Annotated in this window: 14 protein-coding genes; all 14 read left to right on the plus strand. The window is 47.6% G+C overall.

Going from position 1 to position 13,204, the window contains the following annotated elements:
- Position 1: 1 nt before the first annotated feature.
- The 14 genes from QJ036_RS09775 (at position 2) to QJ036_RS09840 (ending at position 13,181) form a co-directional block, all read left to right on the plus strand.
- Positions 2–811 carry a thiamine pyrophosphate-dependent enzyme gene (locus QJ036_RS09775; protein WP_283231203.1) on the plus strand — a complete coding sequence of 270 codons (810 nt, stop codon included), beginning with the start codon at positions 2–4 and terminating at the stop codon, positions 809–811.
- 13 nt (positions 812–824) lie between these two features.
- Positions 825–1,382, plus strand: coding sequence for a 2-oxoacid:acceptor oxidoreductase family protein (locus tag QJ036_RS09780; RefSeq protein WP_283231204.1), 558 nt, complete (start codon positions 825–827; stop codon positions 1,380–1,382).
- A 9-nt stretch (positions 1,383–1,391) separates the two neighbouring features.
- Positions 1,392–2,513, plus strand: a complete 1,122-nt coding sequence (locus tag QJ036_RS09785; RefSeq protein ID WP_283231205.1) for an ATP-grasp domain-containing protein — start codon at positions 1,392–1,394, stop codon at positions 2,511–2,513.
- Positions 2,514–2,516: 3 nt separating this feature from the next.
- Positions 2,517–3,386, plus strand: coding sequence for a succinate--CoA ligase subunit alpha (gene sucD, locus QJ036_RS09790; RefSeq protein ID WP_283231206.1), 870 nt, complete (start codon positions 2,517–2,519; stop codon positions 3,384–3,386).
- 69 nt (positions 3,387–3,455) lie between these two features.
- Complete coding sequence (locus QJ036_RS09795; RefSeq protein ID WP_283231207.1) at positions 3,456–3,653, plus strand: 4Fe-4S binding protein; 198 nt, start codon at positions 3,456–3,458, stop codon at positions 3,651–3,653.
- A 56-nt stretch (positions 3,654–3,709) separates the two neighbouring features.
- Complete coding sequence (gene cuyB, locus QJ036_RS09800; protein WP_283231208.1) at positions 3,710–4,420, plus strand: cysteate racemase; 711 nt, start codon at positions 3,710–3,712, stop codon at positions 4,418–4,420.
- A gap of 19 nt (positions 4,421–4,439) precedes the next feature.
- The gene (locus tag QJ036_RS09805) at positions 4,440–5,624 is read left to right on the plus strand and encodes a pyridoxal phosphate-dependent aminotransferase (RefSeq protein WP_283231209.1); all 1,185 of its coding nucleotides are present in this window, start codon (positions 4,440–4,442) and stop codon (positions 5,622–5,624) included.
- Positions 5,625–5,655: 31 nt separating this feature from the next.
- Complete coding sequence (locus QJ036_RS09810; RefSeq protein WP_283231210.1) at positions 5,656–7,272, plus strand: N-acyl-D-amino-acid deacylase family protein; 1,617 nt, start codon at positions 5,656–5,658, stop codon at positions 7,270–7,272.
- A 335-nt stretch (positions 7,273–7,607) separates the two neighbouring features.
- Positions 7,608–8,369, plus strand: a complete 762-nt coding sequence (locus QJ036_RS09815; RefSeq protein ID WP_283231211.1) for an ABC transporter ATP-binding protein — start codon at positions 7,608–7,610, stop codon at positions 8,367–8,369.
- Positions 8,370–8,372: 3 nt separating this feature from the next.
- Positions 8,373–9,080 carry an ABC transporter ATP-binding protein gene (locus tag QJ036_RS09820; protein ID WP_283231212.1) on the plus strand — a complete coding sequence of 236 codons (708 nt, stop codon included), beginning with the start codon at positions 8,373–8,375 and terminating at the stop codon, positions 9,078–9,080.
- 58 nt (positions 9,081–9,138) lie between these two features.
- Positions 9,139–10,284: an ABC transporter substrate-binding protein gene (locus tag QJ036_RS09825; protein WP_283231213.1), complete on the plus strand. Its 1,146-nt coding sequence runs from the start codon at positions 9,139–9,141 to the stop codon at positions 10,282–10,284.
- Between the two features lie 82 nt (positions 10,285–10,366).
- Positions 10,367–11,206 carry a carbon-nitrogen hydrolase family protein gene (locus QJ036_RS09830; protein ID WP_283231214.1) on the plus strand — a complete coding sequence of 280 codons (840 nt, stop codon included), beginning with the start codon at positions 10,367–10,369 and terminating at the stop codon, positions 11,204–11,206.
- Positions 11,207–11,258: 52 nt separating this feature from the next.
- A complete protein-coding gene (locus QJ036_RS09835; RefSeq protein WP_283231215.1) occupies positions 11,259–12,131 on the plus strand; it encodes a branched-chain amino acid ABC transporter permease in 873 nt (290 codons plus the stop codon).
- An 18-nt stretch (positions 12,132–12,149) separates the two neighbouring features.
- Entirely contained in the window at positions 12,150–13,181 is a 1,032-nt protein-coding gene (locus QJ036_RS09840) for a branched-chain amino acid ABC transporter permease (protein WP_283231216.1), read from the plus strand.
- The last annotated feature ends 23 nt before the right edge of the window (positions 13,182–13,204 follow it).

Below are 13,204 nucleotides of genomic sequence, written 5' to 3' on the forward strand. Positions count from 1 at the left end.
GATGAGCGAGCTTAAAATCAATCCCAGAAGAAAATATTTAAGACCGGAAAAGCTTCCGCACTTCTTCTGCTCCGGCTGCGGCTGCGGACAGGTGCTGAATTATTACATGCAGGCTCTGGAAGAGCTTGATATGGACCCTCAGAAAATGATCCATATCGCAGGCGTTGGCTGCACAGCCAGAATTCCTGTTTATATTAAGACAGATATGTTCCACGGCGTACACGGAAGAACTCTGGCATGGGCTACCGGTGTCAAGATGATGAAGCCGGATACTCCCGTTGTGATCTTTGCCGGTGACGGCGACATCGCTTCTATCGGCGGAAATCATCTGATCCATGCGGCAAGACGTAATCTGGATGTGACCGTTGTGATGGTAAACAACATGAACTTTGCCATGACCGGCGGGCAGGTGGCACCTACCACTCCGGAAAAATCCAGAACGATGACGACTCCTTACGGAAGCGCAGAACCCAGATTTGACGTTTGTGCTCTGGCACAGGCAGCAGGAGCTACCCACGTGGAACGCTGGACAACGGCTCAGCCGGCACAGTGCAAAAAGGCCATGGAGAGAGCTCTGCAGCATAAAGGCTTCTCCCTGATCGAGATCGTGTCTCAGTGCCCGACTCATTTCGGACGTTATGCTCTTAAGACCGGCGATCCTGTGGCTGTACAGAAATGGATCAAGGAGCACACCTATACCGACGCTCAGGCCAAGAAGATGGCTCCCGAAGAGCTGGAAGGCAAGCTTCGCTGCGGCGAGTACATCTGTGTGGACAGGCCCATCTATGAGGGCACCAACGAGTTAATGTAAGGAGGACAAGAAAATGGTTGCATATCCCCAGAGAATTACCTTATGTGGTTTTGGTGGACAGGGAATCATTCTGTCCGCAGTGATCTTAGGAACGACTGCCGTTACAAAGGGAAACAAGTACGCCGTTCAGACCCAGTCTTACGGTTCCGAAGCCCGCGGCGGCCAGTGTCAGGCAGAGCTCATCATTGATGAGAGAGCCATCAATTCCCCGGTAGCGGAGAAGAAGAACCTGCTGGTAGCCATGTTCCAGACAGCCTATGAAAAATACATCCCCACCTTAGAGGAGGATGGTGTCCTTGTCATTGATCCCGGTCTGGTAACGAATATTACCCGTCCTATCAAGAACACCTTTGAAGTACCTGCAACCCAGATCGCAGTTGATATTGGAAACCGTATGGCAGCCAACATGGTTATGCTGGGCTTTTTAAGCGAGGCCCTCGGTATCATTGGTCATCAGGATCTTCTGGATGTGGTAAAGGATACTGTAAATCCCAGATTTGTAGAGCTTAACTTCAAGGCAGTAGAGGCCGGCGCCGCTTATGCCAAGGAGCATAACCTGTACTATAAATAAGGAGCAGCTATGAATTTATTTGAATATGAAGGCAAGCAGATGATGCGGGAATACGGGATTCCCGTGCCGGAAAGCCATCTGATCACTTCTGAGGACGCACCTGCGCCCATGGCCTATCCCTTCGTACTGAAGGCACAGGTCATGACAGGAGGAAGAGGAAAGGCCGGCGGCGTGAAGGTCTGCGAGAATGAGGCTGATTACAAGAAATATGCCCACGACATCCTGAATATGGAGATCAAGGGACACAAGGTACACGGACTTCTGGCGGAACAGATGATGAAGGCAGAGAGAGAGCTGTATCTTTCCATTACGCTCCAGGGAGTGGCAAAGCCCACCCTCATTGCCAGCCGCATGGGCGGAATGGACATTGAGGCGGTTTCCAGAGACAATCCGGAAGAAATCGTTAAAATGGAGATCGATCCCTTTACCGGGCTCAAGGGCTATCAGTTAAAATACCTGGCCAAGAAGCTTCAGGTGGAGGATAAACAGGACCTGTTTGCTCTTGTCAAGAAGGTACAGGATGCTTTCTTCAAGGCAGGGGCTCTTCTGGTGGAGATCAATCCTCTCGGCGTGGTGGACGGAAAGCTCGTTGCTATGGACTCCAAATTTGTCATTGACAATCATTCCCGTCAGATGCAGGCGAAAATGGAGGAGCTGGAGGCTGCAAGGCAGAGTCTTCATGCCTATGAAACTCCTTTCAAGGAGGAGACCACCATCACTTACGTTCCTCTGGACGGCGATCTGGGCCTGATCTCCGACGGCGCAGGCACCGGTATGCTGACTCTGGATCTTCTGAATGACGCGGGCGGCCATGTTGCCAGCTTCTGCGAGCTGGGCGGCATGACCACCGAGGAGGTTATGTACAGAGCCATGGATCTGACCCTTACCGGCCATCCGGAGATCAAGGGTGTCATCATCGTGCTGATCGGCGGATTCAACCGTATGGACAACATGGCTCTCGGCATTACAAAATATGTGAAGGAGCACAACGTTACCATTCCGATCTTCACAAGAATGTGCGGAACCATGGAGGAAGTGGGTCTGGAAACTATGAAGGAAGCCGGAATGCCCACGTACAACATCCTGTCCGACACAGTAAAAGAATTTGTACATCAGGTAGAGGGGGTGTAGGGAATGTCAATTTTGATCAATAAAGATTCAAAGGTGCTGGTTCAGGCCATTACGGGTAAATCCGGTTCCCTGCAGACCAAGGTGATGCTGGAGGCAGGCACCAACATTGTGGCAGGCGTTACCCCCGGAAAGGGAGGCCAGGAGGTTTACGGAGTTCCCGTCTACGATTATGTTTCCGAGGCAAAGGCGCATCATGATTTCGATACGGTCATCAGCTTTGTGCCCCCCGCAGGAGCAAAGGATTCCTGCTTTGAAGCCATTGATGCCGGTATTAAGGTTCTCGTTCTGACCACGGAGGAGATCGCTCTTCACGATGTGGTAGAGATCATTGCCTATGCAAAGGCTCACAATACGATTCTGGTCGGACCCGGCTGCGCAGGCGTCATTGCACCCGGCGTATGCAAGGTAGGTGCTCACCCCATCCGCTTTTTCAAAAAGGGACGTGTCGGCGTTGTATCCAAGAGCGGCGCTCTGTCCTATGAGATCGGCAAGACCCTGACGGATGCAGGCATCGGCCAGTCCTCGGTAGTAGCCATCGGCGGCGGTCCCATCTGGGGCTTTACCCAGAAGGACGCGGTAGCTCTCTATGAGGAGGATCCGGAGACGGATGTGATTGTGCTTCTCGGCGAGATCGGCGGCGGGTCTGAGGAGGATGCGGCAGCCTTTATCAAGGAGCATGTGAAGAAACCGGTGGTTTCCCTGATCGTGGGACGCAACGCCCCTCAGGGCAAGAGCCTGGGCCATGCGGGAGCCATTGTGAGCGGCAATGTGGGAACAGCAAAGACAAAGATCGCTGCCCTTGAGGACGCCGGTGTCCATGTGGTGAAAAATCCTGTGGAGATGGTGGAGACGATCCGGTCTCTGCTTAAATAAGTCAAATACTGCGGGCGTTATAGGGCCCTTTGGCCCACCGCCCGCGTAAAAGAAAGAGAGGAAACTGCCATGGCGGTATATATTGATAAAGAGCTTTGCAAGAGCTGCAAGATCTGCATGAGCATCTGCCCGAAAAATGTGTTTGAGATCACTCATCACGTAAACAAAAAGGGCTACAACTATGTGGAGGCTGCCAGAGAAGAGGACTGCGTAAAATGCGGTCAGTGCGAGACCTCCTGTCCTGATTTTGTAATTCATGTTGAATAAACCCGGAGATAGGTTTATACTCTAAAACAAAAAGCAACCGGGAAAGGAAAAGCATCATGAAAAAGACAATTGGTATCGTAGGCGGTATGGGACCGCTGGCAACATGTGATTTGTTTAAAAAGATTGTGGAGATCACCGACGCAGCCTGTGACCAGGATCACGTGCGGGTGTGCATCGACAGCAACACAGAGATTTCTGACAGAACGGCGGCCATCTTAAGCGGCGGGAAAAATCCCGTCCCTGAGATGGTAAAAAGTGCCGTAAGGCTTCAGGGAATGGGCGCGGATGTGCTCATTATGCCCTGCAATACGGCCCATTATTTCTATAACCAGATCGTGCCCTTTGTGGATACCCCCTTCCTCAACATGCTTGAGGAGACTGCAAAGGAGATCAAACGGAGAGGAATCAAAAAGGTCGGACTTTTAGCCACTGACGGAACCTGCCAGTCGGGCGTTTACAAGACTGTTTTCGATGCCGCGGGAATCGAGATGCTTTCTCCTTCTCCGGTCGGACAGCAGGCTGTGATGGATGTGATTTACAAAGGCGTAAAAGCCGGAAATCTGTCCATCGATCTGTCCGGCTTCAACAAAGCGATGGATGAACTTTTTGAGGCCGGAGCCGAAGTCCTTGTGCTGGGCTGCACAGAGCTTCCCGTAGCCTTTGAGCTGTTCCATATTGACAGGCCCAACATTGACCCCACCCTTGTACTGGCAGCGGCGGCAGTGCGTTTTGTCGGTGCAAAGGTCAAGGAAGAGGTCGGATATTAAAGAGAACAGGAGGATTGTCATGTTAAGCAAGATTGCTCAGAATATTACCCCGTCTGCAACCTGCGAGCTGGAGGGCGTTGTAGCCGATATGAAGGCAGCGGGCGTGGATGTGATCGGCATGAATGCCGGTGAACCTGATTTTGATACCCCGGAGAATATCCGTGATGCCTGTAAGAAAGCACTGGATGAAGGAAAGACCAGATATGTGAACGTGCCTGGTATCGCTGTCCTTCGTCAGGCTATCTGCGAGAAGCTGAAAAAAGACAACAACGTGGAATATACCCCCGCTCAGATCTGTGTATCCACAGGCGCAAAGCAGGCCCTCAACAACGCCGTTATGGCTGTTGTCAACGCCGGCGATGAAGTTATTATCCCCATGCCCGGCTGGGTAAGCTATGTGGAGATCGTAAAGCTGGTAGGCGGCGTTCCCGTATGTGTGGACACGAAGGAGGATTTCCAGCTTGACCTGGAGGCCATTGAGAAAGCCATTACCCCCAAAACTGCCGCAATCATGATCAACACGCCCAACAACCCCACCGGTGCTGTTTACACAAGAGAAAGCCTGGAAAAGCTGGCTGATCTGGCGGTTAAGCATGATTTCTACATTATTTCCGATGAAGTTTACGAGAAGCTCATCTACAACGGCAAGGTTCATGAGTGCGTCGCTTCCTTCTCCGAGGACGCTTATAACCACACCATTCTGATCAACGGTATGTCCAAGGCATACGCCATGACCGGCTGGAGATGCGGCTATACAGCTGCTCCTGCTGAGATCGCAGCCGGCATCAATGCCATTCAGGGGCACACCACCTCCAACGGCACCACCTTCGTTCAGTGGGCTTCCGTGGAAGCGCTCAGGAACAATGATGAGAGCATCAAGGCCATGGTGGGAGAGTATGCCAAGAGAAAGGATTATACCTTTGGACGTCTGACTGCCATGGAGGGCATTACCTGTGCCAACGTGGACGGCGCATTCTATCTGCTGCCCGATGTGAGCTACTATTTTGGCAAGAAGGATGGCGACAAGGAAATCAAGGATTCCTTCGATTTCTGCAGCTACATTCTGGAGAAGGCTCATGTGGCCATCGTGCCCGGAGGTGCTTTCAATGCGCCCAAGTGCGTGAGAATCGCCTACACCAATTCCATGGAGAAGATCGTGGAAGGTATGGACAGGATCGAGAAGGCACTTTCTGAGCTGAAGTAAGTATACTATTGGCAAAAATGGAGATTAGAAGATGAGTAAAGAATATTCCCTGCTGATTAAAAACGGCCGTATTATTGATGGAAACAATAAGCCAGCTTTTTCAGGGGACATTTTGGTCAAGGGAGATAAAATCGCACAGATTGGCGGACCCTTTTCGGAAGAACTGGCGGACTGCGTGATCGAAGCTGCGGGGCATGTGGTTTCGCCTGGACTTATTGATCCACATTCCCATGCCGATCTGGATTTACTGAAGAATCCCAGGCAGGATTTTGATCTGTGTCAGGGTGTGACCACAGAGGTTGTTGGTCTGTGCGGACTTGGATTTGTTCCTCTTGAAAAGGAGCGGCTTGATGAGAATATGAAATACAGTGCAGGTCTGTTTGGCTATGATCCTGCATTGCTTGAGCATGACTTTTCTTCTTTTGAAGGTTACATGAAAGAGGTTGAGGGAGCCGGTATCAATGTGGCTGTGGCGGCAACTCATAATGCGGCGCGTATTGCAGCTTCCGGTTTTTATAACCGGGATGAGGACAAAGAGCACCGTCTCTCCGTTATGGGAGAGATCATTGATGAGGCTATGGCTGCAGGATGCGTCGGAATGTCCACGGGTCTTTCGTATTATCCTTGTACCTATGCTGATTTTGATGAGCTTGTTTATCTGGCAAAGAAGCTTAAGGAACACGATGGAACGTTTTTGACTCACATTCGTTATCCCAAACAGGGTGAGCCAGGCAGCGCTATCGATGAGATCATCAGGGTTGGCCAGGAAAGCAAGGCGCGTATTCATATCCTCCATTACCGGACGAAATATCCGTACGATTATGGTCACCCAGAGCTTCTTCTTGATAAGATGACAAAGGCCAACGAAAACGGCTGTGATTTTACTTTGGAAACGCTGCCGTATTTGTCCGGCAGTACGTTTATTCATGCGATTCTTCCCGGCTGGGCTGTTGAGGGGGGTTTTGAGAAGACTTTGGAAAATTTAAAAAATCCGACACTCAGAGCCCGTATCATCGAGGAGATGCAGTATCTTCTCGGAATTACTGCCATGGGCAACGGAAAGCCGCCGCGTTTTGGCCATGTAGGAGGTCATCCGGAATACAGCGGAAAATTTATCCGGGATGTCCAAGCTTTAAGAGGACAGGATCTCAATGAGATGCTTCTTGACCTTCTTGTGGAGTCGGAACTGGATATCAATTATGTGGGAAATGAGGCGGAAGAGGATCCGGAAATTGCCCGTATTCTGATGAGCGATACAATGACGATGCTGCAATCTCCTTTGTATCTGTGCGGAGGAGATGCCATGCCTTACGGAGAATATCCTCATCCTCGCACATACGGCTGCTATGCGAAAATGCTTCGCCTTTCCAGAGAAATGGAGATTCCGCTGGAATTCATGATTGCCAAGCTGACGTCCTGTGTGGCAGATCGCTTTCATCTGGACAGCATTGGAAGGCTGGAACCCGGAAAACGGGCGGATATTATTATTTTTGATCCTGATACAGTTACAGACAGGGCTACTTTTGAGGACCCTACAGCTACGGCGAAGGGTATGAGTTTTGTCATCGTGGGCGGAAAAGTCGCTTTGAAGGATGATCAGCCTACGGGAGTGCTGAATGGAACAGTAATTCGAAAAACAAACCGTTAATAAAATTAGTTGTTGACAAAAGACAAAAAAACGATTATTATAACAACAGATTAGCAAAGGCGCTATTCCTGAAGGGGAGTGGCGTCTTTTACTATTTTACATATATTTGTTTTATACAGTATATTCGTTTTAAAGCATTTGGTGAAATTACACAAAACAGTTGACAAACTGTAGGGTTATATATTAAAATTGATGCATCATAGATAGAAACAAGCTGTTAAAACGGATACTGGTAGTCAAAAATGATGAAAGTATCTTTTTTATAAACAACTAATTGTATACAATTTACAATATACTAAAGCGGTAGAAAGTCCAATAAACAGGGAGGTATCGGAATGTTATCTGTGAATCAAGTATCTATGCACTTTGGCGGCCTGGTGGCTCTGGATGGAGTCAATATGACTGTGAAGGACGGAGAAATCAGAGGCCTGATCGGACCAAATGGTTCCGGGAAGACCACATTGATCAATGTAATTACCGGATTCTATGCTCCGACGAAAGGTACCGTGGAGATGGACGGGCAGGTTATTTCCGGAAAAACACCAAACGCAGTGGCGAAAGCAGGTCTTTGCCGGACATTTCAAAACATCAATCTGTTTTCGGAAATGAGTGCTCTTGAAAATGTAGTTACTGCGTCTTGTACCCATCAGACGGTGAATTTGGGATCGGCAATATTCCAGACTAAGGCTTTGAAGGTGCAGGAAAAGGAATGCTACGATAAAGCAAGAGAGCTTTTGGAATTCGTTGGACTTGCCGGAAAAGAGAATATAAAAGCAACTAACCTTCCATATGGACAGCAGAGACTTTTGGAGATTGCCAGAGCATTGGCTACAGAACCTAAGCTGCTGCTTTTGGATGAACCGGTAGCAGGTATGAATGAGCAGGAAAGCGATGAAGCTGCACAGTTGGTACATAAGCTTAGAGAAAGCGGAAAGACGATTCTCCTTATCGAGCATCACATGAAATTTGTTATGTCCCTCTGTGATAACCTGACTGTACTTAACTACGGAAAAGTTATTGCCGAGGGAACACCTTCAGAGATCCAATCCAATGAAGATGTTATCAGCATTTATCTTGGTAAAAAAAGGGGGAAATAATTCATGTTAAAGATCGAAAATCTCAGTTGTCATTATGGCGTGATTCAGGCCCTTCATGAAGTAAATATCAACATTGAGAAAAAGGGTATTTATGCGATCATCGGTGCCAACGGCGCAGGAAAATCCTCCCTGATTAACGTTCTCTCGGGACTTGTACCGGCATCTTCGGGACGAGTGGTATTTGAAGGCGTGGAAATTACGGATCTGCAGCCCCATGAGATCATAAAAACAGGAATTTCGGTTTGTCCTGAGGGAAGAAAAATTTTCAAAAGCGTATCGGTCTATGAGAATCTTCTTGCCGGAGCCTATATCATGAAGGATAAGGCGGAGATCCAGAAAAATGTTGAAATGGTCTATGACTTTTTCCCCAGATTGTCTGAACGGCGTAAACAGCTTGCCGGAACATTATCCGGCGGTGAACAGCAGATGCTGGCCATTGGAAGAGCATTGATGTCAAATCCCAAGCTTCTTCTTCTGGATGAGCCGTCCATGGGTCTTGCACCGAATCTGATCGATTTTGTGTTTGAAACGGTAGTAAAGATTTATGAAGAAAAGAGTCTGCCGTCTATTATCGTGGAGCAGAATTCAGAAATGGCTCTCAGCATAGCTGACTATGCATATGTTCTCGAGGTTGGTCATCTGACTATGGAGGGAACAGGTGCAGAACTTCTTGCCAGCGATGAAGTACAGAAGAAATATCTCGGCGCATAAAAGAGAAACTATTGGCTCAGATTGAGCCTGTAGCATAAAAACAAAAGGAGGAACACGTATGAAGACATTGAAAAAAGCAGGTTGTCTGGCATTGGCACTGGCTATGTGCGTATCCATGATCGGATGCGGCTCAAAGAAGGATGAGACAATCAGAATTGGTGCAGTTGGCCCTCTGACCGGCGACAGCTCCAACGGCGGTACCGACGAGCTGGAAGGAAAGCAGTTAGCTGTGGAGGATTTCAATGCAGCTGGCGGTATTGATGGAAAGAAGGTAGAGCTTTTCTACGAAGATGACGCTTCTTCTGCATCTCAGTCTGCATCTGCTGTTACTAAACTGATCAATCAGGATAAAGTAGTAGCTATCGTAGGTGCTCATAACAGTGCTTGTACACTGGCTGACCTGGAAGTAATCAACAAATATAAGATTCCTATGATCACTCCCGGATCTTCTGCAGAGGCCGTATTAACCTCAGGCTGTGAGTGGATCTCCAGATCCTTCCCTGGTGACGGACTGCAGTGTTCTGCATTGATCAACTACATTACTACTACCGGATCTCCCAAGAAGATCGGCGTTATCTATTCCAACGACGATTTCGGACAGGGTGGTTTGAACTCTATCACCGAGGCTGCAACTGCAAAAGGACTTGAGGTCGTTTCTGAATCTTTCGCAAATGAAGATAAGGATATGACTACCCAGCTCAGCAAATTAAAGAGTGAAAATATTGATTGTCTGTTTATCTGGTGCCAGTACACTCCCGGTGCTCTGATCATGAAGCAGGCAAGAGGTCTTGGATGGGATATTCAGTTCTACAGCGGCACAGGAACTATTCATTCAGATACCTTCTCTCTGTCTGACGGTGCATATGTAGGCTGCATCAACTCCGTACCTTTCACTTCCACCAGTACAGATCCGAAGGTACAGGATTTTGTAAAGCGTTATAAAGAAAAATTTGGTGAAATTCCTTCTCAGAACTCCGCAAGAGCTTATGATGCAACGATGATTCTTCTGAACGCAATCAAGACGGCCGGTTCTACCGACGCTGCCAAGATTCAGGAAGCAATCCGCAATACCAAGGATCATGACGGTATGCAGGGCAACATTTCTATTGATCCGGCAACCGGTGAATACATCGGTGATGTTATGATCGTTCAGGCTACAGACAACAACGATTGGGAATATCTTGATTCCGCATCGACTAACTAAAGCATTGTATCCGGCAGGGGATCTCCCCTGCCGGACATAAAGATGGAAGGGTCAATATTGTATGTTGGAGGGAGAAAAAACGATGAAAGAAAAAGTAGTGGTAGCAGCGGTTCAGATGGATATCGTTCTTTTTGACATGGCAGCGAACCTGAATTATATGGAAAATGCCGTAAAGAAGGCAAAGGAAGAAAAAAATGCAGATTTAGTGGTGTTTCCGGAACTTTGCAGCATTGGATATATCCGTGAGAGAAATAAGGAATTCGGACACAATTATGTAATGTGTGCCGACAAGGTTCCCGGAGAATTCACGGAAGCACTCGGTGAGATTGCAAAGAAATATGATGTGTATATTATTTCCGGAATGACAGAGGCTCATCCGCAGATTCCTGCAACTCTCTATAATTCAGCAGTGCTGATTGCCCCCACAGGAAAGATCGTGGGCGTGCACAGAAAAGTACATATCCCCGGCTACGAGAAGCATTACTTCATCCCGGCCAATACAAATGATGTATTCCAGACTGATATCGGAACAATCGGTATGGGAATCTGCTACGACAATCAGTTTGCAGAGCTTACAAGGAATTACGCACTGAAGGGTGCAGAGATTCTGGTTATGCTCTGGAATATGCCCAGGTTCTCAAATCAGCCTGAAATGCTTCATCGACTGACTTCCACAAGAGCCTTTGAAAACAGATTCTATGCAGTGTCCTGCAACAGAATCGGAGAAAACAGCGGAATGGAATTCTTTGGTCACAGTGCCATCGCAGATCCGTTAGGTGAACTGATCGCGACGGCAGGAGAAGAGGAAACGATTATCTACGCAACGTTAGAACGGTCCATGCTCCTCACGGAGAGGGCACAGATGCCCGTGTTCAGAGACAGAAGGCCGGATCTTTACGGCGAGTTGGTAAAACCTCTGTAGATTCAGAACGCAGCTTGAATCTGCAGTTTCAGAAAATGAACGAGGTGAGAGAATGGGACTTTTAGGTTTACAGATTGTCAATGGTATAACCATCGGCATGATTTATGGATTAGCTGCCCTTGGATTTACGATGGTATTCAAGGCACTGGGGTATTTGAATTTTTCACATTCCAATACCATAACAATCGGCGCATTTGTAATTTATACCGTGGTGATCAGCTGTAATATCCCCTTTATACTTGCGATGCCGATCGTTACTCTGTTTATGCTCTTTTACGGTTTTGTACTGGAAAAGGTTCTTTTCAAACGGTTTAGAAATGCATCGGCACTGACTTTTATGCTGGTTTCGATTTCTCTGTCGACCGTCGTAAGTAATACCTGTTTGCTGATATTCGGGCCGCAGCCGAGAGCTTTGACCAATGTATTTCCTTCAACCAGAATTGCCATTGGGCCGGTGTCGATTCCCTTTAATAATATATGCATCTTCGTCATCGCAGTGGCGTTCCTGGTGATCCTTCAGCTTTTCTTCTCAAAAACAAAGTTTGGACTTTCTTTGAGACTTGCATCTGAGGATCCCTCTACAGCCAGCCTGATGGGAATCAAGGTATTCAATACGAGAGCAGCTACATTTGCTATCACAGCGGCTTTGGGTGGTATTGCAGGTATGCTGGTATCTCCTCTTTATTCTGTTACCATCGAGCTTGGATCCTCTCTGGCGCTGAAAACATTTATTTCGGCAGTAGTAGGAGGTCTTGGAAACTTTATCGGTGCAGTAGTCGGCGGACTCTTGGTTGGTTTGACAGAGACTATGGCTGCCACCTATATCTCTTCTGCATACAAGGATTTGATCGTGTACGTAGCAGGCATTGTGATTCTGGCGTTTTTCCCTTATGGAATTTTCCGCCGTGTCAAGACAAAGCATTAATCAGGGAAGGAGAACGACATGAATATGATAAAAAAGTATGGAAAATATATCGTAATGGTCATTCTGCTGGCCCTGGTGATTTATCTTTCCTTTAACAGCTATTTTGTATTTGTAGGCATCAATGCTCTGATCAATGCCATTGCGGTAATGGGAATCGTAATTATTTCCGGATATGCAAAACAGCTCCACTTAGGGCAGTCGGCATTCATGGGAATCGGTGCTTATACTTCAGCGATTCTGATGACAAAGGCGGGACTGAATTTCTGGCTGACGATTCCTGTAGCTATGGTGATCTCAGGTCTGTTTGGCTGGGTTCTTTCTATTCCAACCCTGAAGCTTAAAGGCGGTTCCTACCTGGCTCTTGTGACTCAGACCTTTGGTGAGATTATTTATGTGCTTCTTTTAAATATGGTATGGCTGACAAACGGACCTTTCGGTATCTCCGGTATTAAGGCTCCGACAATAGGTCCCATTGATTTCACAGGGCTTCAGCCGTATTTCTTCCTTTGTATGGCAATTCTGATCATTGTATACATTGCATTAAAACGAATTGTTAAGGTGAAGTTCGGTCGTTTCTTCATTTCCATCAGAGAATCTGAGGAAGCAGCTCAGTCCATCGGAATCAATACAAGAAAGTATAAGATGGTGGCGTTTGTCATTGCAACCTCCATTGCTGGTCTGGCCGGCGTTCTCTATGGACCCTTTATCGGATATTTAAGCCCGGAACAGTTCCGCTGGCAGCCGTCTCTGATCCTTGTATCTATGGCTATCGTTGGCGGTCTTTACAGTCTGGAGGGAGGAATCATTGGTGCGATCCTTCTGACTTTCCTTCCGGAACTCCTTCGTTCCACAGATCAGCTTCGTATGATCTTATACGGAGTGATCGTAATATTGACACTGGCGTTCCTTCCTGATGGTATTGTTTCTCTTTTTGGAAAGAAACCGAAGGAAATCAAGAAGATGCTGAGTGCTCAATGGGATATGCTTTCTGATAAGACTTTACGCAGAAAAAAGAAAAAAATTAAGGCAGCGAGAATGTCGGGCAAATAATAAAGAAGAAAGATTTTTTTGAA

It is taken from the genome of Fusibacillus kribbianus, assembly GCF_030053595.1.
In the GTDB taxonomy this organism is placed as follows: Bacteria; Bacillota; Clostridia; order Lachnospirales; family Lachnospiraceae; genus Lientehia; species Lientehia kribbiana.